The following is a 22,497-nucleotide window of genomic DNA, read 5'->3' as shown; positions in this document are numbered from 1 at the left end:
GACAGATCACTTCTGAGGAAAATTGGGCTTGATCCCGCCGGTCGTGACGCGCTCGAGCGTCGCCAGACCTTTGATGTTTTCGAAGGCCGCTTCCAGGTACTCCGCCTGCGACTTTGCGGCGAGGGCTTCGTTCAGAATGAGTTGATCGTACTTGCGGATGTTCGGGGCGTTCTTCCGCGACAGGTCGACCATCTTCTGGCCGCTCTCGAACCGGGTCTTGGCGAGCTTGAACCGCTCCATCGACGATTGCCACAACAGGTACGAGTTGGTGGCTTCGAGTTCGACTAGATTCTGTGTCTTCTCCAGAACCGTTTCCTGGCGGCTGCTGATTTCCATCGCCCGGGCGACGCGGTCTTCCCGCGATCCGACGAGGCTGGTTGGCATTTCCGGGGCGAGCGCCCCGGGGCGGTACTCGCCGTTGCGCACCGGCCCGGGAACGTACCGGCTGTGGAGGTCGCTACCGCTCGCCAGTGTCGGCACCTTCTGCCGGCGTTGGATGGAAGCCTGCGCACAGACTTCGAGCCGGAACGCATCCACACCGGCCGCCGCGAGCGTCAATTCCGGCCGCCGCGACATGGCGAAACACGTCACCTGCTCCTGGGTCACTTCCCCGCCCATCAACGGCAGTTCCGTGTCCCGCGGGATGAACGAGTAGCACTGTTCCACGCCCATCGCTTCCTTGAGGGCCGCGAGCGCGAGGAGTTGCCCGTTGCGGGCCGTGATGCGGGGTTTCTTCACTTCGGCGATGGCGTCCTCCATGCGGAAGAGCGTAAACTGGTTCAGTTCGGCCGGGTTCGCCCCTTGATCGACGAGGTCTTTCGCAATGGCGTAGAAGACTTCCATCTGGTCAATGATGTCGGTCGCCGTGTTCTCCTGTTGCCGGGCGTAGACGAACGTGTAGTACAGCCGCGTCACGTCGTAGATCGTCTCGTACTGCACCTTCAAAAGATCGGCTTGGGCCGTGGTCAGCCCCCGTGCCGCCTGCTGCTGCCGGAAGCACAGGTCCGGTGTGAGCAACCGCGCAACGCGGTTGAGATTCGTCAGGGACCGCCCGCCGATCTCGGTCGCCCGCAAGGACGTCATGGACGCCTTGATGTTCGGCTGCCGCTCCAACGCGATGGCGATGCACTCTTGCAAGTTGAGCGTGGTGGCCGAGGTTACGACGGGGCCGCGCTTCTCCTTGTCATCCTTCTTGTCCTTATCGTCTTTCTTGTCCTTCTCCGTGTCGTCCTTTTTCGCGGCAGGTTGTTCTTGCGCGGCGACGACCACGAACGAACCGGCCACGAAACACGCCACGAGACTCAACCGACAGAGGAAATGGAATTGTCGGGTGGTCATCATGACGCTTTCTCCACGGGCCGCGGTCGGCCGTGCTGGCCGGCAGAATCCTTCCACCGAAGATGCAAGAGCAACTTATCATCGTCAACGGAGTGCATTTTCTCGAAGAACGGTGGCGAAGACGGGACAACTCCGCGAAAGAATTTCGTCGGTCGTGCCGGTTGTGCGGCTGCCGGTGGTAAGGGGGGAAGGCGAGGTAAGTTTCCGGTCAGTGGCGGGGCAAGTAAGATGGAGGGTGTTGGTCCTTCCTATTGGGTAAAAGTCTTCCCATGAGTCTTGAAGTCAGTCCGGCCGTCGAGCGAGCCGGGTCGGTCGCCCGCGGGCGTGCCGAGCGTGCCGGGTCGCCAACCGTTCGCCTCTCCGATTGGTTGCTCGGCGTGCTAGAAGAAGACGAGGGCCGGCCGTTCGAGTTGCTAGTCCGCCTGGGGTTCGACGTGCGGGCGTTACAGCGCCAACTCGAAGTGAGTCCCCCGATTCCCGCCCCGTCGACCGACGCGATTTACACGGCGGCGAAAGGTCACTCGATCCGCCTCCGCGGCGAACCGTCGCTGACGACCGACCTCGTCATGCTGGCGGTGATGATGGTGAACGACAGCTTTCGCGCGGCGCTGGAACGGTACGGCATCCGGGTCGGGGTCGTCGAACACGCCCTCCGCAGCGACATGATGGCGGCCCCGGACACGATCGAACAACCGCCGGCGGAATTCGTCGCCGCCGAACCGGTCGATCAGTCCGACGCCGCCCGCATCCTGGACGCGAACCTGAACCGCGCCCGGGAATCGCTCCGCGTCCTCGACGATTACGCCCGCTTCTCGCTGAACGATGCGGCGCTGACGGAAGAGCTGAAACGCCTCCGACACCGCCTCGCGGACGCTACAGAGTTGCTGCCGCCGTCCCTGCTGCTCCAATCCCGCAACACGCTCGGCGACGTGGGCACGACCATCTCGACTGCGGGCGAATTCCAGCGGGCCACGCCGCGGCAGGTGGCGGCCGTCAACTTCAAGCGGTTGCAGGAATCGCTGCGTAGCCTCGAAGAGTTCGGCAAACTCGACGACGCCCGGTTCGCCCGCGAAGTCGAGCAGATTCGCTACGCCGCGTACACGCTGGAACGGGCCGTTCTCACGGGGTCCGCCGGCCGCGAGCGGTTGGCCGCCGCCCGCCTGTACGTGCTGCTGACCGGTTCGCAGTGCGTCAACACGATGGATTGGACGATCGCCGAAGCCGCCGCCGGCGGGGCGAGCGTCTTTCAACTCCGCGAGAAGCAGTTGCCGGATCGAGAGTTGATCGCACTCGCACATCAGGTCCGCAAGTGGACCCACAAGGCGAACGCCCTGTTCATCGTCAACGACCGGCCGGACATCGCCCGCCTCGTCGGGGCGGACGGCGTCCACCTCGGGCAAGATGACCTGTCGCCGCACGACGCCCGGCGAATTCTCGGCCCAGACCCACTCATCGGTGTCAGCTCGCACTCGCTCGCTCAGGTCCGGCAAGCGATCCTCGACAGTGCCGACTACCTCGGCGTCGGCCCCACGTTCCCGAGCACGACGAAGGGCTTCGACCAACTCGCGGGGTTGGAGTTCGTCCAGGCGGCCTTCGCGGCCACCACCCTGCCCGCGTTCGCCCTCGGCGGGATTCGCCCGGAGAACATCGCCGAAGTCGTCGCCGCCGGCGGGAACCGCGTGGCCGTGAGTGCGGTCGTGGCGGAAGCTGAGGAACCGCAAGTCGTGGCACGACAACTGTTCGGCGCTCTGTCCGACGTGTCGAGCGGGTGAAAAGCGGCCACCGGAAATGCCGACAGTTTTGTATTGCCCGGCGTAGAATGGAAAGGTACACTCCTAACACCTGCCACAGCCCGGCCACCGACGGTTATCCCACCCCAACCTCCCCTCGTCTTGCCCGGAGGCACCTCAATGTTGACCTTCCACGGCGGCGTAAGCCGCTTCTGCGACGGCGTTCCCCGGCGGTCCTTCCTCAAGGTTGGCGCACTCTCCTTCGGCGCAACCTCGCTCACCCTCGCAGACGTTTACCGGGCGGAAGCTGCCGCGAAAGCGAACTCGCCCAGCCTGAGTCATTCCCAGCACAAGGCGATCATCAACGTCTTCCTCGGCGGCGGACCGCCGCACCAGGACATGTTCGACCTGAAGATGGACGCCCCGGCGGAAATCCGCGGCGAGTTCAAGCCGATCAAGACGAACGTCGGCGGCATCGAAGTCTGCGAAGTCTTCCCGAAGATGGCCGCGATGATGGACAAGTTCGCCATCGTGCGGTCGATCGTCGGCGCGACCGGCGGCCACGACGCCTACCAGTGCACAACCGGCTGGCGGAACGAATCGCTCTCCGCCCTCGGTGGCCGGCCGAGCATCGGATCGGTGCTGGCGAAGTTGCACGGCCCCGTCGATCCGTCGGTCCCCCCGTTCGTCGGCCTCGCCGAGAAGACGGCCCACGCCCCTTGGAGCGACTCCGGCAAGAGCGGCTTCCTCGGCAGCACCTTCGGCGCGTTCCGGCCGAACGGCCCTGACATCGCCAACATGAAGATGAACGGGGCCAACGCCGTCAACATGGGTGACCGCAAGCAACTGCTCGCAGGGTTCGACAACCTGAAGCGGGACCTCGACGCCAACGGCAGCCTGATCGGCATGGACTCGCACACCGAGCGGGCCATGAACGTGTTGACCTCCAGCCGCCTGATCGAAGCCCTGGACGTGTCGAAGGAAGACCCGAAGGTCCGCGACCGCTACGGCGACGGCAAGCCGTACAAGTTCCAGTACGACGGCGCGCCGACGGTGAACGAACACTTGCTGATGGCCCGCCGACTGGTGCAAGCCGGGGCACGATGCGTCTCGCTGAGCTACGGCCGGTGGGACAGCCACGGCAAGAACTTCGACCTCGTCCGCGACCACGGGGCAAAACTCGACCAGTGCCTCTCGGCCCTCGTGTGGGACCTGGAACGCCTGGACATGCTCGACGACGTGACGGTGATCGCCTGGGGCGAGTTCGGCCGCACGCCGCGGATCAACAAGGAAGCCGGCCGCGATCACTGGCCGCAAGTGAGTTGCGCCGTCCTCGCCGGCGGCGGCATCAAGACCGGTCAAATCGTCGGCTCGACGAACCGCCTCGGCGAGTACGCCAAGGACCGCCCCGTGACCTTCGGCGACATGTTCGCGACGCTCTACCACTCACTCGGCCTAACGCCGGAAACGGCCGTCCTCGACCCGACCGGCCGCCCTCAGCACGTGGCCGAGGGGGAGCGGATTCGGGAGTTGGTGTAAGTGGCCCTCTTGTTCGGTGACAAGCAATGCTTCGCCGCGGAGGTCGGGGAGTTCTGGCAAAGGTCTCAACAACTACGTCGTGTAGATTTGTGGGCCGCTGACCGGTGGTGGACGTGCGACGACAATATCGTGTTCGTCCCCCAGTTCTGTCTGAGCGTTTGCGATTCACTCGCATGGCTGAGGTCGGGCAGTGACCTGTCCCAGCCGTTCCCAGAGGCAGACGCAGCCGAATCGCATCGTCGGCTGTTGGCAGTGGATGATGGCTCGCGGGAAAAATTTTGGTTCCCACAATGGGGGCCGACAACAGACAACATAACCGCCCACGTCTTCCGGGCGGGCGATTGGTTAACGATCCCTTTCGAGTACTGGCGAACACGACACCACCGACCGGACGAGATGGGCCGAGTCTTTGTCGCAGAGATGCCCCAGATCGAGTTGATCGAGGTGCTGGAACAGATGCTCGACGCTTTGGGGCCAGACCACACAAACGAGTATCTTTAGCCGGGTGGTCTTGAGCCGCGGAGCGGCGGCAGTCGTTAGCCAGGGGTGGAGCGAAGCGCAACCCCTGGCTAACGACTGCCGCCGCTCCGCGGCTCAAGACCACGGATTGCTACGCCACTTCCTCAATGCTCTCAATCAGCCGGTCGATGATCGCCTCGTCGGTCTTCGGGTTGAAGAACACCGCCTTCCACGCCGGGACATCGACGCCGTGCGGGCGGTAGCCGATGGCGGTCGTGAAGCTCAGGCGGGCGTCGCGGGCCGGGTCGAGCGTTCGCTCTCGCTTCGTGAACAGCCGCCGAACTTCGCCGAGGTAGCGTTGCGACTCCTCCGGCGACAGCGCCCCGGCTTCGAACTTCTCGAAGATCGCCCGCGCGTCACGGCCCTTCGGCAGCACCCACCAGACCACGCTCGCGCCGCAGGTGTCGGGGTTCAGCACCTTACAGTAGTCCAGCTTTTCGAGCTTATGCTTCAGGATGTCCGCCAGTTCCAGCGAGCGGGCCATGAGCATCTGCCAGCCGAGGAGGCCGATGCCGTCGAGGGAGGCCATCACGGTGTACGGCCCCAACCCCGGCCGCGAGGTTTCCAGCGTGAAGAGAGCCGGGTCGCGGCGGCTGTCGGCCTCCGGGAAGTACGGCGTGTCGTCCTTGCTGCGGGCGAGGAACCGTAGGTCGGCCCGCCGGTTCACGATGAACGCGCTCGACGGGTAGTGCCCGCGGCCGGTCTTGTGGAAGTCGATGGTCACGCTGTCGGCCACCCGCAGGCCCTTGCACATCTCCTGCACCTTCGCCACGATCGGCGTCATCTCCGGCGTCAGTTTGAGGACGTTCTTCTCGCGGTCGTACTCGTTCAGGAAGCAGATGCCCCAGCCCACGGCCGCGTCGGCGTGCAGTTGCGGCACGGTCACGCCGTACTTCGCGGCCTTCTCGTGGATGATCGCGTGAATGCCGACGAGGTCGTCCACGCCGAAGGCGTCCGTGGTGCCGAACGTGCCGATGACGAACGCCACCTTTACGCCCTTCTGGTAAAGTTCGTCGAGCTTCGCGGCCAGCAGGTCCAGCCGCATCGACAGCGAACGGTCCACGGGGATTTCGTGCAGGTTCTCGGTGCCGAGGCCGAGCCAGCCGGCAATGGTCGCCCCGCAGTAGTGAGCCGCCCCGGAAACGATGCCGGCCACCGTCTCGCCGCGCAGCCCCTTCCGCATCGCACCGGGCAGCACCTTCTCGACGCCGATCTTCGCGGCGTACATGTTCGAGATCGTGCCGCCGATGGTGAACACGCCCCACGGGTCGTCGGTGTGGTAGAAGACGAGGTTGGCGAGGGCCGTGATTGCCTTCACTTCGAGCTCGTTCGACCGCTGACTGTAACTGTCGGTGCAGAGGTTCGGGTTCTTCAACAGGCAAGCGATCGCGCCGATGAGGGAAGCGTAGTTGGCCGGCCCGCGGACGTTCTCTAAGTGCAACGGCGACGACCAGCCGTCGGTGCCCCAGAAGTACGGGAACACGGCGTCGCGGGCGTCTTTCAGGTTGCCGGGGAGGACGTGGATTTCGGGGTTGGCTTGGGCCGTTTCGTAGTTCTGCGACAGGTAGTGGCCCGGCGGCAGCGACTCTTCCGCCTGCATCGCGGCGAGCAGTTCCTCGAAAATCTGCGTGATTTCCCGCGGGTCGCAGTCAAAGAACGTGCGGACGAAGGCGTCGTAGCGGGTGCGGTCCACGGAAGGCTCACCGGAGGGAAGAGGAACCTCTTCCATCATACGAGCCTTCGACGCCTCTCACTGTCGCGGCGGGTCGGTGGCGGCGTGCTCGAACGGCGGGGCGGTGATCCACGCGGGGCCGCCGATGCCGTGGCAGTAGCCGACTTCGTACAGGCGGGCCATCTCCTTCGGGTCGAAGCTCAGGCCGAGCGGTTGGCCGTTGTCGCTGTCCGGCAGCGCGGTCAGGTTGAAGTTGCCGCCCGTCAGCCGCGCCTGGTAGTAGAGCGTCGAGATTTCGGCCCGGCAGTGCGAGTACAGAATGCTCGCCGCAGCGGCCCCGACCACGGGCAGAATTCGCGGCCGCACGGGACCTTGATCGGCGAACAGTTTGCCCGCGACGATGATGTACAGATCCGTCTCGGACGGTGAGCCGTCCGGTTTGTTCGCGAGGGTACCCGGCGGCAGGAACAGTTGCGCCGCGGCCCCGCCGTCGATGTGCAGTTCCTCGATTTCCTTCCCGTTGCGGACGAACTTCAGCGGCACGGCCGGCAGCATCCCCGGCACGGAACAGGACGCCAGGAGAACCTGCCGGAAGTGTTCCACCGATTCCGCCCCGCCGCGCGTCGCGATGGCCCCCATGTCCCAGACGATGAGTTTGCGGGTTTCGAGGCTGGTCGTGCCGACGTACAACCGCCGACCGCGACGATGTTGGGCCGCGACGTGGGCAATGAGCTTGTCATCCACGACTGCGCCGATGAGTTTCCGCAACGGCTCACTCGACGCCACCGACCCCGCGCCGGGAATCAGCACCCAGAGGCGGTTCGTGTAGATGTCGGCCGAACGGATGGCGGTGTAGAACTCGCGGGCCGCGTCGTCGTACTCGGGACCGAGGAAGGCGACGGTAGCGATCAGCGAGCCGGTGCTAACCCCGGTCACGACGTCGAACTGCGGCCGCGTGCCGGTCTTCGTCCACCCCGCGAGGAAGCCGGCCGTGTACGCCCCGTACATGCCACCGCCCGACAGGGCGAGTACCGACTTTGGCGTCTTAGGCGGGTCGATCGGTTCGGGGACTATCTCGGGCGGAATTTCTGTAGCCTTGCGGACGGTTTCTCGCACCCGGGTCGTGTTCGACGGGGCGCACGTCTGACGCGACGAACAGCCGAACAACAGCACGAGGCCGATGACCGGAGGGAGCGCAAGGCGTCGACGGGTGGCGGAGCGGTGCATCATCGCACCGTCGGGTGTAGCCGAAAGGGGGACGGGCTGTCAATGCTGGTGGCGAAAAGAAACAAGACGAGGTGGCCACAGATCGGCACCGAAAAACAGATCAGCAGCAAAACCATTCTCGGTCGGTTTTCTCTGATCTGTTCTTTCCGGGAAATCCGCGGCCGATGTTTGTCTCTTAGAGTCGGGAACTGTACCGGCGGCCGCCCTTACCGTAGACGGCCTTCTTCTCCGGGGCGGGCGGTGCTTCGCTCGCGTTCTCTTCCGTGGCGTTGCCGTCCACCGACAGCACCCGGACGCGGTCGTCCGGCCGTTCGCGGCGGGTGTGCGACTCGAACCCTTCGATGGTCGCCCGGTCGATGAGCTTGTTGATCGTCATTTCGATGTCGGTCAACTGCCCGCCCTGCTCCGGTGTGACGAACGAAATCGCCACGCCGTCGCGGCCGATGCGGCCAGTGCGGCCGATGCGGTGGACGTAGTTCTCGATGTCGTTCGGCAGGTCGTAGTTGATGACGTGCGAGATGCCCTCCACGTCGATGCCGCGGCTCATCACGTCGGTGGCGATCAGGTACTTCACCTTGTTGGCCCGGAAGGCGGCCGTGATCTTTTCGCGCTGCGACTGCGGCAGATCGCCGTGGATGACCGCGACGCCGGGGACGACGTGTTTGAGGTTGCGGTACAGCCGGTCGGCCCACCGCTTCCGCTCGACGAAGATCAGGCACTGCCGCGGCTGTTCGCGGGCAACAACCTTCTGCAGCAGGTCGAACTTCTTGTCCTCGTCCACGGTGAAGTACGTCTGCTGAATCTTGTCCACCGTCAAGACGCTCGGCGACATGTTCAGGTGGATCGGGTTCTTCATGTAGCGGTGGACGAGCCGCTTGATCGTGTCCGGCACGGTGGCCGACATGAGAAGCGTTTGGCGTTGCTCCGGGCAGCGGCGGAGGATGCGCTCGATGTCCGGCCGGAAGCCGATGTCGAGCATCCGGTCGGCCTCGTCGAGGACGGCGTACCGGACGTTCTCTAGCGACAGCGACCCGCGGCGGAGGTGGTCGATGATGCGGCCGGGCGTGCCGACGACGAGGTCGCAGCCCTTCGCCAGCAGTTCGAGTTGCCGGCCCATGCGGGCACCGCCGTACACCGGCACGGTGCGGAAGCGACTACTCGGGGCCAACTTCACGGCCTCGTTCGCGACCTGCACGGCCAGTTCGCGGGTCGGGCACATGATGAGGCCGATCGGCCCCTTCATGGTGTGCGGCCGCCAGCGGTTCAGGAACGGGATCAGGAACGCGGCCGTCTTGCCGGTGCCCGTTTGCGCCTGGCCGATCACGTCACGGCCGCCCATCGCGTGCGGGATGACCGCCCCTTGTACGGGCGTGGCGAACTTGTACCCGGCGTGCTCGATGGCGTCGAACAACGGCCGAATGAGCTTCAAGTCGGCGAAGGCGACCTTGGGGGCCGATTCGGCGGGCGTAATGATCTCGGGCGGCAGGTCGGGAATGGTTTCGGCCGTGGGCGTGGCTTCGTCAGTCGTCGGGAAGGAGGTGGGTAGGTCCGTCTCGGGGGTGATAGCGTCAGACTCCATCGGTCCTTGAACTCGGGTGACAGGTAAGTTGGTAATACTCCCTTTAGAATAAGGCGTGCGTGCCGTGGTTGTCTAGGCGAAGTGGGGAGAAACTTGAAAAGCGTTCGGAGGCGATTGGCGTCCCCGAACGCACGTTGGAATTACGGTATCGGCATGGTGGGGATGTTTTTCATCGGGTCATCCGCCTTCTCGGCAGGGCCGGCCGCCTTGAGCAAACCCGCCCCGTTCGCGGTCGCCCCGGACAGGAGCGAGCCGTTTGCCCCCGTGGGCCGGCCGGAATTCGTGGCCCCGCTGGAGACGAAGAACCCCAGTCCCAGGACCAGGGCCACGGACGCCGCGAGGGCGGTGCGGCTCGTCCAGGGAACATCGCCCGCGGACTTTGCCGGCACGTTGGCGGCCGCTTCGACCGGAGCCGTCGCGCGGCAAGCGGGCCAGGTAGAGGGCAGTTGGCCCTTGAAGAAATCAGACAGCGTGCGGTCGAGGTCGTCCGGCACGGTGGGAGAGGTCGGCGGTTGAATCATGGTTTCGATTCGTCTCCATTTTCGGTGAATCGCTCGGCCATTCTCTGCCGGGCGCGACTGAGTCGCATGTGAACCGCGGTCGCCTGAATTCCCAGAATGTCGGCGATCTCGTGCGTCTCGTAGTCCAGGGCGTACTTCAACGTCAGGATGTCGCGGTCGGCGGTCGGGAGGCCTTCGAGTATGGCCCGCACTTTTGCGTTCCGCTCGACGAGTTCCAGTTTTTCGCTCGGCGAAATTTCCAGTGACCGCACGCCCTGGAACTGTTCCGGCGGACTCGTCCCGTTGCGGCGGAACGCGCTCTTGGCGTAGTCTTCTGCGAGGTTGCGAGCCACGCGCAGAAGCCACGCCCGCGGGTTCTGAATCTCCTGCCCCGCTTCCCACTCCCGCCAGAGCCGTAGGAACGCCTCTTGAGCGATGTCCATGGCGGAATCGGCGTCCAGCCAACGGGCGAAGGCGATCGCCCACACCGCCCGGCTGTGCCGCTGGTACAGGGCGTCGAACTCGCCGCGATTGCCGCCCCCGCCCAGGGGGCCAGGGGGTGTTGGTGGATTCACGGTGCGGAAGTACCGAGTTTTTCGTCCCGCGTCGCGTCAGAGTTGAAACGAACGGGGCCGCGGAATCTAACCGGGGATTTTCACCCCGTCACGACCAAGTTGTCGCGGTGAACCAACTCGACGTAGGGAATGTTCCCGATCTGCTGAATAATCTGGTCGGTGGCCCTTCCCATGATCCGCCGGGTGTCGGCTGCGGTGTAATTCGTAAGGCCGCGGGCGATCTCTTTCCCGCCACTGTCACAAATCGTCACAACGTCGCCTTTGCCGTAGTCACCCTGAACATCCCGGACCCCCACGGGCAGCAAACTCGTGCCCCGCTGACAGATCGCGCCGGCCGCCCCCGCATCGACGACAAGTTGCCCCTTCGATTGAGCCGTGAAGCCGAGCCAGCGCTTCCAGGCGGGGATCGACTCGCCGTGCGGAAGGAATAACGTGCCGACCGCCTCGGCCCGAAAAATCTGGTCCAGAATGCCGTCGATCGAACCGTTCGCCATGATAACCGCCCCACCGGCGGCCGTGGCGAGGCGGGCGGCCTTGAGCTTGCTCTTCATGCCGCCGGTGCCGAGGCTGCTCTTACTCGTGCCGGCCATGCCCGTAACGGCGGCGTCGATGTGCGGAACGGTTGCTTGTAGTCGGGCGTTGGCGTCGCTACGGGGGTCGCCCGAATAAAGTCCGTCGACGTTCGTCAGCAGGACTAACAGGGGGGCGTGGAGGAGGTTCGCCACCATGGCCGCGAGTTGGTCGTTGTCGCCGAATTTGATCTCGGCGATGCTGACCGTGTCGTTCTCGTTGATGATCGGCAGCGCGTTGAACTCGAACAGCGTCGAGATCGTGTTCCGCATGTTGAGATAGCGCACGCGGGAATCGAAGTCGCTGGCGGTCAGCAGAATCTGAGCGGCGTGAATCCGGTACGGGTTCAGGGCTTCCTGGTAAAGCTGCATCAAGGCCGACTGCCCGACGGCGGCGCAGGCTTGCAGGTGCGGCAGGTCGGTCGGCCGCTTGCCGAGGCCGAGTTTGCCGACGCCCGCCCCGATCGCGCCCGAACTGACGAGCGCGATGCGGTGGCCCGCCGCCCGGATGCGCGAGATTTGCTCGGCCAGCGACTCGATCCGCCGGCGGTCGAGTTCCCCCGTCGCGTTCGTGAGGACGTTCGTCCCCACCTTGACGACCACCGTCGTCTTGGACCCGACCAGCGACTGCCGGAGCGTATCCGCCGCCATTCTCACCCCTCGCGTTCACCGGGCCTTCACACGTTCGTCACGGATCGGTAACAGAGTGTTTGACGAACGACAGGCTTCTGGTTTATTATCAGCAGATCGATTTTCGACGGTTCCGCCCTCACGAGGGTTCGTAATGCCGACTCGGCGACCGCTTCGAATCCTCTCCCTTCTCACAACTCTCCTCTTCGCTCTCGCGGCAACCGCCGCCCCCAACGCTACGCCCAAGCCGCAATCGCCCGAAGCCTTGCTGACCCGCGCGGCCGACGCCGAGAAGACGAACGACTGGGAGAAGGCCCTGGAGTTGTACCTTCAAGCCTACCTCTCGGGCCGACAAACGCCGGAAGTTCGCGATCGCATCGCGACGGCTCACCGCTACGCGGCCCAGACGCGCCGGCACCGTGACCCGGCCTTTCAACAGCAAGCCCTCGCACTGCCGACGGCCGAAGCGTTGGACTTGTACGCCAAAGTGTTGGAGAAACTCGCGAATGCTCACGTTGACCGCGAGCGGGCCACGCCGGGGAAGTTGTTCTTGGCCGGCGTCGACGAGTTCGACCGGGCACTGACGAGCCGCACCTTCCGCCGCGAGTACCTGCCCGATGCGGGCGAGGCGACGGTCGCGAAGTTCCGCCGCACATTGCAAGAGTTCTGGAAGCCACAACCGCCGACGACGGTGCTCAAGGCTCGGTCCGCGGCCGTCGAACTGATTCGCGCCGCCCAGGCAGAACTCGGTCTGAAGGTGAGTTCCGCCGTAGTGTTGGAACTGCTCTGCGGGGCGTGCAACAGTCTGGACGAGTACACGGTCTACCTCAGCCCGACGCCAACCGGTTCCGACGCCGCCGGGATCGCGGAACTGGCGACCTACGGCGTGATCGCCGCGGTCCGGAACGGCCAACTGATCGTGGACCGCGTCGTGCCGGAATCTTGGGCGGCCCAGAATACTGCCCTCCAAGCCGGCGACCGCATCGGCCGGGTGAACGGCCGCTCGATGCAGTCCGCTACGACGGCCGGCCTCACGGACGCACTCCGCCTGCCGACCGACGGCGCGCACGAACTCGAAGTTGCAACCCTCGACACGACCGTGACGGCCCCTACGCGGTTGCCCACACCGCTGCCGAGCGTGCAGCAGGCTTCGATTCTCAGCATGAAGGACGGCGTCGGCTACATCAAGCTCGCCTCCTTCGGCGAAAGCACTCTGCTCGAACTCGACGCCGCGATGGCCCGGCTGAAGGATCAGGGAATGCGGTCGCTCGTCCTCGACCTCCGCGGCAACACCGGCGGCCATTTCCTGACCGGCGTGCGGGTGGTCGAGCGATTCCTGCCGTCGGGCATCATCGCAACGACGGAGTCGCAGATTCCCGAATTCGCCAACCGCGTCTTCTCCTCGGACAGCGGCATGATGGCCCACGACCTGCCCGTCGTACTGCTCATCGACACAAAGACGATGTCAGCCGCCGAAGTGGTGGCGATGGCGTTCAAGGACCACAGCCGGGCGACCATCGTCGGGATGCCGAGCTTCGGCAAGGGCGTGGTGCAGTTCCCGTTCAAACTCGCCGGGGCCGACGGGCCGGATGTTCCCGGCACGATTCGCACCCGGTCTGGCACACTCGTCATCACCATCGCGAAAGTTCTCACCGCCAGCGGCACCCCGCTCCACAGGCAGGGCGTTCTTCCCGACCTTGTAGAAGCCGACGCCGGCCGACAACTGGCCCTTGCCCTCGAACGCGCTGCGTTCGCGGCCGGGATGCGGTAACGGTTCGGCTCGATAGAACACCTCCATGACTCCTGAAAGTTTCTCCGCCGCGGATCGTCTCGCCTGTCGGCGGCTCGTCGATCTCGCTCTCGCCGAAGATCGCGGCACCACCGGCGACCGCACCACGCTCGCGCTCATCCCGCCGACTCAGACTGCCGTGGCAGCGTTCGTCGCCCGTTCCGGCGGCGTCATCGCCGGCCTTCCCGCCGCCGTGATGGTGATGGCCGAAGTGGATCGCGACTTGCGATTCGAAACGCTCATCCCCGACGGCACACGGGTCGAACCCCGCACGACCATCGCGAAGGTGTCCGGCCCGTTGCAGGCCATCCTCGTTGCCGAACGCACGGCCCTCAACTTCCTCCAACGACTCAGCGGCGTGGCCACACAGACGCGGAAGTTCGCCGACGCCGTCGGCGGGTTGCCGACGCAAGTTCTCGACACGCGGAAGACGACACCGGGCTGGCGGCTGTTGGAGAAGTACGCCGTGCGGATGGGTGGGGGCACGAACCACCGCATCGGCTTGTACGACGCCATTCTCATCAAAGACAACCACGTGGCCGGCGTCGGCGGCGACGTGGCGAAGGCCGTCGAACTTGCCCGTGCGTTCCCCGGTAACGCCGGATTGGCGGTGGAAGTCGAAGTCGATTCCCTCGAACAACTCGACCATGTCCTGATCGTGAAGCCGGAAATCGTGCTGCTCGACAACATGACGCTCGACCAGATGCGCACGGCCGTCGCCCGGCGGAACGCCGTCTCGCCAGCGACGCGACTGGAAGCGTCCGGCGGCGTGAACCTCACGACCATCCGCGGCATCGCCGAGACCGGCGTGGACCGCGTCAGCGTTGGCGCGCTGACCCACTCGGCGGTCGCCCTCGACATCGCCCTCGACTTCCTCGCGTGAGCGATTCCCCCGAACACTGGCACTTCGACACCCGGATCATCGGCCGCGAGGTGTTCGTCTACGACGAGTTGCCCAGCACGAACGACCGGGCTGCCGACGCCGATCTGCCGGTCGGAACGGTCGTCGTCGCCCGCCACCAGACGCGCGGCCGCGGGCAGTACAACCGCGTCTGGCAGAGCCGCACCGGCGTCTCACTCCTTGCTTCGATCCGACTCTTACCACCGCCGGAGCTCAACCGCCCCGTCACGCTCACCGCCTGGGCAGCCGTGGCCGTCGGCGAGGCGACCCGCGAACTCACCGGGCGGCAGGCCAAGATCAAGTGGCCGAACGACCTGCTGATCCGCGGGAAGAAAATCTGTGGCATCCTGATCGAGCAGAAGACGGCCACCATCGTCGGCATCGGGTTAAACCTCAACCAGACGGCCGAAGAATTCGCGGCCGCCAACTTGCCCGACGCCACGTCGCTCGGCATCGTGGGCGATTCGGACTTTGACCTGCGCCGCGCGTGCGAAGTCGTGGTCGGGAAGTTAGACGCCGAGTACACCCGCTTGCTCGCCGGCGAGCGGGTGCCGCTGGAGGCCGACTGGAAGTGGCGGATCGGCTTGCTCGGCCAGCACGTCGTCGCGGACCTGGCCGACGGCGAGGCAGTGGCCGGCCGACTGATCGAGATGGGTTTCGACGGCATCGAACTCGACCTCGGCGACGGCGCGGTTCGGGTTCTGACGCCGGAATTCGTTCGGCACCTTGCGGCCGTCTAGACCGATCAGCCCCTTCGCCTATATCATCCACTATCCCACCTGATCACCTCCCGCCGAGGCTTTCATGTCGTCATCCTTGCTGATCGCAGCCTTGTTCCTCAGTGCCCCCGCGGTTGCCGAAGGCGACTGGCCGCAGTGGCGCGGCCCGAACCGCGACGGCAAGTCTCCCGAGACCGGCCTATTTGCGAACTGGCCCTCCGGTGGGCCGAAGATGACGTGGGAGAATCTCAAAGTCGGCATCGGCTACGGCTCGCCGGCCGTCGTGGGGAACAAGATTTACCTCCTCGGCGGCGAGGCCAACGCGGCTGGTTCGCCGGAACACGCCCTCTGCCTGAACTTGAGCGACGGTAAAGAGGTGTGGCGGTCGCCGCTGAAGACCAGCGCCGGCAAGTTCCTCGACGGCTGGGGCGGCGGCGGGCGGTCCACCCCGACCTACGCGGACGGCACGATTTACGTTCTCGGTGCGACCGGCGACCTCGTCGCTCTCAAGGCGGCCGACGGCAAGGAAGTGTGGCGGAAGAATCTGGTGAAGGACTTCGGCGGCGCAATCCCGCAGTGGGGGTACTCGGAGTCGGTGCTGATCGACGGCGACACCCTCGTTTGCACCCCCGGCAAGGGCACGGGCATGGTCGCGATGAACGCCAAGACCGGGGCCGTCAAGTGGAAGTGCACGGAGTTCAAGGACGGGGCCGGGTACTCGTCGATTATCCCGACCGACGTCGGCGGCGTGCGGGTCTACGTTCAGCAAACGATGGAGAACGGCATCGGCGTGCGGGCGAAGGACGGTAAACTTATGTTCAAGGTTGGCACCATCGGCCGGAAGATCGCCGTGATCCCGACACCCGTGGTGGCCGACGACTACGTTTTCTTCACGGCCGGCTACGGTGCCGGAGCCGAGAGCTTTAAGATGAAGGCCGAGGGAGACAAGGTGACGGCCGAGAAGGTTGCCACGTACAAGACCCTCCAAAACCACCACGGCGGCGTGATCCAAGTTGGCGACTACGTCTACGGTCACAGCGACCGGGGCGGGTGGACCTGCTTGGCGTTCAAGAAGGACGACGACAACGCGATCTGGCAGAACAGCAAGTTCGGCAAAGGCGCGATCACTTACGCCGACGGCCATTTCCTTTGCTACGAGGAAAAGAGCGGTAACCTCGCGGTCATCAAGGCGACGGACGAGGGCTGGAAGGAGGACGGCCAGCTCACGCTGCCGAAGCGGAGCAAGACGCCGAAGGGTCAAGGGGCCATTTGGGCGCACCCGGTCGTCGCGCACGGTAAACTCTTCCTCCGCGACTTCGACTACCTCTTCTGCTTCGACCTCAAGAAGTAGTCGGTAGAAATGCTGTAAGGGCGGGACGCCCCGCCCGGTATGACCTGGACCGCTTCCGCCCGGAGGACGGCTTCGCGTGAACGACGCCTCGACAGGCCCCGAACCGGCACACTCGGCTCGGTTGCAACACCTCATCCGGGAGGTTCTCCCCGCGAATTGCTTCTACGCCAAGAAATATCAAGACATCTGCCCCGCTGACATCACGACACTCGCCGCCTTCCGCCGGTTGCCGTTCACCACGAAAGCGGAGTTGGTCGCCGACCAACGAAGCCACCCGCCCTACGGCACCAACCACACCGCCCCGCTCGAATCGTACACCCGCCTGCACCAGACCTCCGGTACCACGACGGGCAAGCCGCTGTGTTGGCTCGACACGCCGGGCAGTTGGGCGGCGATCCTCGATTGCTGGCACGAGATCTTTCAAACCCTCGGCCTGACGAAGCGGGACGCGCTGTTCTTCCCCTTCTCGTTCGGCCCGTTCCTCGGCTTCTGGAGCGGCTTCGAAGGGGCCGTGCGGGCGGGGTTCCGCGTTCTGTCCGGCGGCGGGATGTCGAGCACCGGACGGCTGCGGTTCCTCCAAGAACACCGTGCGACGGTCATTTTCGCGACCCCGACCTACGCCTACCACCTGACGGAAGTGGCGGCGAAGGAGGGCATCGCGCTCGCCGAGTCCGCGGTGCGGCTCATCGTGGTCGCGGGCGAACCGGGCGGGAACATCGCCGCCACGCGGGCCCGCATCGAAACCGGGTGGGGGGCGAAAGTCGTCGACCACTACGGCCTCACGGAAGTCGGCCCGGTCGCGCTCGAACCACCTTCGAACCCCGGCGGGTTGGAGATCCTCGACGAACATTGCTTCGCCGAAGTGATCGACCCGGTCACGCTGTTGCCGACGCCACCGGGCGACGTTGGGGAACTCGTGTTAACCACCCTCCGACGGACGGCGTGCCCGCTGATCCGCTACCGGACCGGCGACTTGGTGCGACAGTCGGCCGTGGTTCGTACAATAACGCGACTGGACGGTGGCATCCTCGGGCGGGCGGACGAGATGTTCCACGTCCGCGGGAACAACGTCTACCCCGGGGCGATCGAAGCGGTCGTGCGGCGGTTCCCCGAAGTCGCCGAGTACCGCATCACCGTCGATCAGACCGGCCCGCTCGCCGACCTGTGCCTGGAAGTCGAACCCCTGCCGGACGCCGACGTGCAACAAGCCGTCACGCGAATTCGCCGGGCGATTCAGGACGAACTGCTGTTCCGGGCCGACGTGGTCCTCGCCCCGGCGGGGAGCCTGCCCCGGTTCGAGATGAAAGCCAAGCGGCTCGTGGTTAAACGCTAACCGCCCCACCCTGCCCGATCACCCGTCCCGAGGAGACTCACGAATGTCGGCCGGACGCTTCCCCCTCCCCTTCCTCGCGCTGCTGCTCGTGGCGACGAGCGCCCCCGCGACCGACTGGGTTCACTGGCGTGGTCCCGAACAGGACGGCCACGTGAACGGTGTGAACCTGCCGGACTCGTTCTCGCTCGACGCCGTCGGCAAGAACGGCCTCATTTGGAAGAAGCCCGTCGGCGGCCGGTCCGCCCCGATCAAGGTCGGCAATCGGCTGTTCTTCCTGAACGCCTTCGACATCGGCCTGCTCACGGAAGGCGAGCGGGTCAGTTGCCTCGACGCGACCACCGGCGAGGCGGTCTGGCACCACAACATGAACGTCTACCACGCCGACGTGGTCACGGGCCGCCTCGGCTGGACGACGATGACTGCGGACCCCGAGAACAAGCGGGTCTACGCCCACACCACGTCCGGCGAGGTGCTCTGCCTCGACACCGACGGCAAGGTGGTCTGGCGGCGGCAACTCAGCGAAGAGTTCGGCCGGTTCACCGGCTACGGCGGCCGCATCTCGTCGCCGATCTTCGACAGTGGCCTCGTCATCGTCGGGTGCGTCGTCTCCAGCTGGGGCGACTTGGCGAAGGGGGCCGGCCGGTACCTCGCGTTCGACGGCGCGACCGGCGAGGTGGTGTGGATTACGGAACCCGAACCGAAGCTGCGGGTTCTCAGCACCTACCAATCGAACCCGGTCATCGCCGTCATCGGCGGCCAGCGGTTGTTCATCCAGGGCGGGGCGGACGGCGCGATGCACGCCTTGAAGGTTCGCACCGGCGAGCGCGTGTGGACGTATCACTTCGGGTCCGGGGCGATTAACCCGTCCCCGGTGGTCGACGGCAACCTCGTCTATTGTGCCCACGGCGAAGAAAACCCCGAAGGCGGCCCGATCGGCCGCGTCGTCTGCGTGGACGGTTCGCAGATCGACCCGAAGACGCTGAAGCCGAAGCTCGTGTGGGAGTACCGCCGGTCGAACCGCTTCGGCCTGTCCTCGCCCGCGTTCGCCGACGGCAAACTGTACATTCCGGACGACGGGGCGGAGTTGTTCTGCTTCGACGGCAAGACCGGCAAGAAGTTGTGGACGTACAAGTACGGCACCGTCGCCCGCGGCGCGCCGCTGATCGCGGACAACAAGGTGTACATCTTCGACGTGACCGCGAAGCTGGCAGTCATCAAGTTGAACGGCAACAAGCAACCGGACGAGGCGGACACGCAGGAATTCACGTTCCGCGTGCCGACGGGTCAGCCGGGCTTCTGCGAAACGCACGGGACGCCGATCGCGGTGGACGGCCGGTTGTACTTCTCCACCCAGTTCGACACCTACTGCGTCGGCGACCCGAACGCCAAGCCGGGCAACTGGAAGCCGATCTCCCTTCAGCCAGAAACGCCGTTCAAGAAGGACGCGGCCCCCACGTCGATCCGTATTTACCCGTTCGAGACGACGACGAAGCCCGGCGCGACCGTGGCGGTGAAGCTGCATTATTTGGACGCGAACGGGCGTGAAGTGGACCCGCCCGCCGGAGCCATGCCGGTGTGGAGTCTGCCCGCCCCGCCGGTTCCGCCCGCTCCGGCTCCCACGCCGATGGCCCCGATGCCGATGACGCCGCCCGCAACCGCGGCGGGAACACCGCCGCCGGCCGCGGCCCCCGCCGGACCGCCGCCGATGAAGGCCACGATCACGCCGAAGGGGAACGACATCGAGTTGAAGATCGACGCGATGCCGCCCGGCCAAAGTGGGTACGTCGCGGTGAAGGACGGTGCGATGACGGCCCGCGCCCGCGTGCGGGTCGTGCCGCAGATCCCGTACAAGCAAGACTTCGACAAGGTGCCGGTCGGGGCCGTCCCCGGCGGGTGGGTCAACACGCAGGGCAAGTTCCTCGTCAAAAAGCTGCCGACCGGCGAGACGGTGTTATCGAAGGTCAACACGAACGGTGCCCCGCCGGTGGCAAAGGCCAACGGCTACTGCACGCCGACAAACTCCAGCGGCTACTTGATCGAAGGCGACCTGATGGGGACCGAAGTCCGCGGCAAGTGCCCGGACATGGGCCTGGTCGCCAGCCGGTACACGCTCATCCTCGACGGGAAGAACGACCCGTCCCACAACGGCCAGCACACCATCCGGCTCACGACCTGGGAAGCCCGCCCGCGGATCAGCGAGGTGATCGCCTTCCCGTGGAAGAAGGACACCTGGTACCACATGAAACTGACCGTCGCCGTGGTCGGGAAGAACGCGGAGATCAAGGGCAAGGTCTGGGAGAAGGGCCAACCCGAACCGGAGAAGTGGACGGTCACGTTCAGCGACCCCAGCCCGAACCTGGAAGGTGCCGCCGGCGTGTACGGGTACGTGTCCAACGTCGCCGCCCCCGACGCCGGGTCGGACATTTACTACGACAACATTGCCGTCACCCCCAACAAGTAACGCGGTCCGCCCGCACCCCTTTCAAGAGAGCACAACATGGAACGAGTCGTACGCGGAACGCTGGCGGGGCTAGTGTCGGTCGGCGCGATTGCCGGCGCGATCTACTCCTCGCCGCTGGTCCGGGACAAGTCTACCCCGCCGACCGCGGCCCCGTCGCCCGTTGCGGTCGCAAAAGTCGAGACGCCGAAGCCCGATGCCGGGAAGGAGGCACCCGCCCCCAGCGTGCCGGCGAAAAAAGAAGATGCCCCGAAGCCGACACCGGCGGTGTCGGCCGAAGTCAAGCCTATTCCGGCGCCCGTGAAGTCAGAACCGACCAAGCCAGTCTCCGCGAAGATCGACCCGCCCAATACGGGCGGGGCACCGTCGGCGCCCGCCGCCACCACCGTCAAGGGCGAACAGGAACCCGCCGCGAAGCCGGCCGCACCCCTGCCGATGTTCGGCGGCGGGCCGAGCCGGAACATGGTGAACTTGGTCGCCAAGAACATTCCCGAGAAGCCGGAACCGGACGGTCCCGAACAACTCTGGAAGGCCGACCTCGGTTCGCGGGCCTACGGCGGGCCGACCATCGCCAACGGCAAGGTGCTGTGCGGGACGAACAACGAGCGGCCCCGCAACCCCCGCGACTCGGCCAAGAACGCGGACGGTGAAGAATCGCCGATCGACCGCGGCGTGATGATGTGCTTCAACGCCGCTGACGGCAAGTTCCTCTGGCAGGCGGTCCACAACAAGCTCGAATCGGGCAACGTCCACGACTGGCCGAAGGAAGGCGTGTGCGCCACGCCGACCATTGAGGGCAACCGGGCGTACTACGTCAGCAACCGCTGCACCGTGGTCTGCGTGGACCTGGACGGCATGGCCAACGGGATGCAGGGGCGGGGCATGCGCCAAACCGACCCGGTGACCAAGAAGCCGACCGAGTACAAAGACCCGACCGACGCGGACGTGATCTGGGAGTTCGACATGATGCGGGACGCCGCCGTGTCGCCGCACAACATGTCGGCTGGGTGCCCGCTCATCATCGGCGACATCCTGTACACCAACACCGGCAACGGCGTGGACGAGGGGCACATTAACATCCCCGCCCCGGACGCACCGAGTTTCATCGCCCTGAACAAGCACACCGGCAAGCTCCTCTGGCGCTCGGCCCTGCCCGGCAAGAACATCATGCACGGCCAGTGGTCGAACCCGGCCTACGGCGTGTTCGGCGGCGTCAAGACGGTCATCTTCCCGGCCGGCGACGGCTGGGTGTACGGCCTCACGCCCGACACCGGCGACCTGCTCTGGAAGTTCGACGCCAACCCGAAGGATTCCAAGTACGAACTCGGCGGCAGCGGCACGCGGAGCGACTTCATCGGCACGGCCGTCATCTATGACAACAAGATTTACATCGGCACCGGCCAGGACCCGGAACACTTCACCGGCATCGCCCACTTCTTCTGCTTCGACCCGACCGGCAAGAAGGGGGACATTTCCCCCGTGCTCGCGGACAAGTCCGAGGGGGGTAAGGTCACGTCGAAGCCGAACCCGAACTCGGCGGTCGTCTGGCACTACGGCGGCGAGGACCGCCGGAAGTTCGTCAACCGCGACTTCAGCTTCGGCCGGACCATGAGCACCGCGTGCCTCGTGGACGGCGTGCTGTACATCTCGGAACTGCAAGGCCTCCTGCACTGCCTCGACGCCAAGACCGGCAAGAAGTTCTGGCAGTTCGACACGAAGGGGTCGATCTGGGGGTCGCCGTACTACGCCGACGGCAAGATCTTCCTGGCGACCGAGTCGGGCGAGTTGTTCGTCTTCAAGCACGAAACCAAGCACGACGTGATCGACGAACTCGACAACCCGGACGCGACCGACGAGAAGGACTTCCGCAAGAAGATGCTCGCGAAGCGGAAGCAGGTCGAGGCGAAGTACCTGCTCAACAAGGTCGAGTTCGACGCGGCCATCCGCAGCACGCCGGTCATCGCCGACGACGTGCTGTACGTGATGACCGAGAAGTCGCTGTACGCCTTCAAGAAGAAATAACCCCGACCCGGCCGGCCGCGGGTGAAATGCCGCGGCCGACCGGGAT

At 65.4% G+C, this 22,497-nt stretch carries 17 protein-coding genes; 10 read left to right on the top strand and 7 right to left on the bottom strand.

The genetic code is table 11. From position 1 onward, the window contains the following. Positions 1–6: 6 nt before the first annotated feature. Entirely contained in the window at positions 7–1,341 is a 1,335-nt protein-coding gene (locus tag PX52LOC_RS19425) for a TolC family protein (RefSeq protein ID WP_149111651.1), read from the bottom strand. Between the two features lie 266 nt (positions 1,342–1,607). On the opposite strand from PX52LOC_RS19425, the gene PX52LOC_RS19420 reads away from it, so the two are divergent. From PX52LOC_RS19420 to PX52LOC_RS19410, 3 genes are all read left to right on the top strand, one after another. Further along, positions 1,608–3,110 carry a thiamine phosphate synthase gene (locus PX52LOC_RS19420; protein WP_149111650.1) on the top strand — a complete coding sequence of 501 codons (1,503 nt, stop codon included), beginning with the start codon at positions 1,608–1,610 and terminating at the stop codon, positions 3,108–3,110. 138 nt (positions 3,111–3,248) lie between these two features. Then, positions 3,249–4,607 carry a DUF1501 domain-containing protein gene (locus PX52LOC_RS19415; RefSeq protein ID WP_149111649.1) on the top strand — a complete coding sequence of 453 codons (1,359 nt, stop codon included), beginning with the start codon at positions 3,249–3,251 and terminating at the stop codon, positions 4,605–4,607. Then, the gene (locus PX52LOC_RS19410) at positions 4,608–5,108 is read left to right on the top strand and encodes a hypothetical protein (protein WP_149111648.1); all 501 of its coding nucleotides are present in this window, start codon (positions 4,608–4,610) and stop codon (positions 5,106–5,108) included. Positions 5,109–5,217: 109 nt separating this feature from the next. Here PX52LOC_RS19410 and PX52LOC_RS19405 read toward each other — a convergent pair whose 3' ends face one another. The 6 genes from PX52LOC_RS19405 to proB all read right to left on the bottom strand — a co-directional run bounded on the left by PX52LOC_RS19405 (position 5,218) and on the right by proB (position 11,899). Further along, positions 5,218–6,819, bottom strand: coding sequence for a pyridoxal phosphate-dependent decarboxylase family protein (locus tag PX52LOC_RS19405; RefSeq protein WP_168219097.1), 1,602 nt, complete (start codon positions 6,817–6,819; stop codon positions 5,218–5,220). Between the two features lie 57 nt (positions 6,820–6,876). Then, entirely contained in the window at positions 6,877–8,028 is a 1,152-nt protein-coding gene (locus tag PX52LOC_RS19400) for a patatin-like phospholipase family protein (RefSeq protein ID WP_149111646.1), read from the bottom strand. Between the two features lie 172 nt (positions 8,029–8,200). Further along, positions 8,201–9,604 (bottom strand): DEAD/DEAH box helicase, encoded by a 1,404-nt coding sequence (locus PX52LOC_RS19395; protein WP_149111645.1) that lies wholly within the window; start codon positions 9,602–9,604, stop codon positions 8,201–8,203. 140 nt (positions 9,605–9,744) lie between these two features. Beyond that, positions 9,745–10,125: a hypothetical protein gene (locus PX52LOC_RS19390; protein ID WP_149111644.1), complete on the bottom strand. Its 381-nt coding sequence runs from the start codon at positions 10,123–10,125 to the stop codon at positions 9,745–9,747. Continuing rightward, a complete protein-coding gene (locus PX52LOC_RS19385; protein ID WP_246173768.1) occupies positions 10,122–10,679 on the bottom strand; it encodes an RNA polymerase sigma factor in 558 nt (185 codons plus the stop codon). The genes PX52LOC_RS19390 and PX52LOC_RS19385 overlap by 4 nt, the downstream gene beginning before the upstream one ends. An 80-nt stretch (positions 10,680–10,759) precedes the next feature. After that, a complete protein-coding gene (gene proB, locus PX52LOC_RS19380; RefSeq protein ID WP_178132559.1) occupies positions 10,760–11,899 on the bottom strand; it encodes a glutamate 5-kinase in 1,140 nt (379 codons plus the stop codon). A gap of 133 nt (positions 11,900–12,032) precedes the next feature. On the opposite strand from proB, the gene PX52LOC_RS19375 reads away from it, so the two are divergent. The 7 genes from PX52LOC_RS19375 (at position 12,033) to PX52LOC_RS19345 (ending at position 22,451) form a co-directional block, all read left to right on the top strand. Then, positions 12,033–13,649: a S41 family peptidase gene (locus PX52LOC_RS19375; RefSeq protein ID WP_149111642.1), complete on the top strand. Its 1,617-nt coding sequence runs from the start codon at positions 12,033–12,035 to the stop codon at positions 13,647–13,649. Between the two features lie 25 nt (positions 13,650–13,674). After that, entirely contained in the window at positions 13,675–14,550 is an 876-nt protein-coding gene (nadC, locus tag PX52LOC_RS19370) for a carboxylating nicotinate-nucleotide diphosphorylase (RefSeq protein ID WP_149111641.1), read from the top strand. Next, positions 14,547–15,308 (top strand): biotin--[acetyl-CoA-carboxylase] ligase, encoded by a 762-nt coding sequence (locus PX52LOC_RS19365; RefSeq protein WP_149111640.1) that lies wholly within the window; start codon positions 14,547–14,549, stop codon positions 15,306–15,308. The genes nadC and PX52LOC_RS19365 overlap by 4 nt, the downstream gene beginning before the upstream one ends. Before the next feature lie 64 nt (positions 15,309–15,372). Beyond that, on the top strand, positions 15,373–16,638 hold the full coding sequence (locus tag PX52LOC_RS19360; RefSeq protein WP_149111639.1) for a PQQ-binding-like beta-propeller repeat protein: 1,266 nt from the start codon (positions 15,373–15,375) through the stop codon (positions 16,636–16,638). Positions 16,639–16,714: 76 nt separating this feature from the next. Next, on the top strand, positions 16,715–17,971 hold the full coding sequence (locus PX52LOC_RS19355; protein ID WP_149111638.1) for a phenylacetate--CoA ligase family protein: 1,257 nt from the start codon (positions 16,715–16,717) through the stop codon (positions 17,969–17,971). 43 nt (positions 17,972–18,014) lie between these two features. After that, positions 18,015–20,432: a PQQ-like beta-propeller repeat protein gene (locus tag PX52LOC_RS19350; protein ID WP_149111637.1), complete on the top strand. Its 2,418-nt coding sequence runs from the start codon at positions 18,015–18,017 to the stop codon at positions 20,430–20,432. 36 nt (positions 20,433–20,468) lie between these two features. Beyond that, positions 20,469–22,451, top strand: coding sequence for an outer membrane protein assembly factor BamB family protein (locus tag PX52LOC_RS19345; protein WP_246173767.1), 1,983 nt, complete (start codon positions 20,469–20,471; stop codon positions 22,449–22,451). Positions 22,452–22,497: the final 46 nt, after the last annotated feature.

It is taken from the genome of Limnoglobus roseus (assembly GCF_008254045.1).
GTDB lineage: Bacteria > Planctomycetota > Planctomycetia > Gemmatales > Gemmataceae > Limnoglobus > Limnoglobus roseus.
This window is presented reverse-complemented; position numbering and strand designations above follow the sequence as displayed.

Excerpts from the sequence above, each read along its gene's own strand:
- PX52LOC_RS19425 (WP_149111651.1), bottom strand. The coding sequence starts at position 1,341 with ATGATGACCACCCGACAATTCCATTTCCTCTGTCGGTTGAGTCTCGTG.
- PX52LOC_RS19420 (WP_149111650.1), top strand. The coding sequence starts at position 1,608 with ATGAGTCTTGAAGTCAGTCCGGCCGTCGAGCGAGCCGGGTCGGTCGCC.
- PX52LOC_RS19415 (WP_149111649.1), top strand. The coding sequence starts at position 3,249 with ATGTTGACCTTCCACGGCGGCGTAAGCCGCTTCTGCGACGGCGTTCCC.
- PX52LOC_RS19400 (WP_149111646.1), bottom strand. The coding sequence starts at position 8,028 with ATGATGCACCGCTCCGCCACCCGTCGACGCCTTGCGCTCCCTCCGGTC.
- PX52LOC_RS19395 (WP_149111645.1), bottom strand. The coding sequence starts at position 9,604 with ATGGAGTCTGACGCTATCACCCCCGAGACGGACCTACCCACCTCCTTC.
- PX52LOC_RS19390 (WP_149111644.1), bottom strand. The coding sequence starts at position 10,125 with ATGATTCAACCGCCGACCTCTCCCACCGTGCCGGACGACCTCGACCGC.
- proB (WP_178132559.1), bottom strand. The coding sequence starts at position 11,899 with ATGGCGGCGGATACGCTCCGGCAGTCGCTGGTCGGGTCCAAGACGACG.
- PX52LOC_RS19375 (WP_149111642.1), top strand. The coding sequence starts at position 12,033 with ATGCCGACTCGGCGACCGCTTCGAATCCTCTCCCTTCTCACAACTCTC.
- nadC (WP_149111641.1), top strand. The coding sequence starts at position 13,675 with ATGACTCCTGAAAGTTTCTCCGCCGCGGATCGTCTCGCCTGTCGGCGG.
- PX52LOC_RS19360 (WP_149111639.1), top strand. The coding sequence starts at position 15,373 with ATGTCGTCATCCTTGCTGATCGCAGCCTTGTTCCTCAGTGCCCCCGCG.
- PX52LOC_RS19350 (WP_149111637.1), top strand. The coding sequence starts at position 18,015 with ATGTCGGCCGGACGCTTCCCCCTCCCCTTCCTCGCGCTGCTGCTCGTG.
- PX52LOC_RS19345 (WP_246173767.1), top strand. The coding sequence starts at position 20,469 with ATGGAACGAGTCGTACGCGGAACGCTGGCGGGGCTAGTGTCGGTCGGC.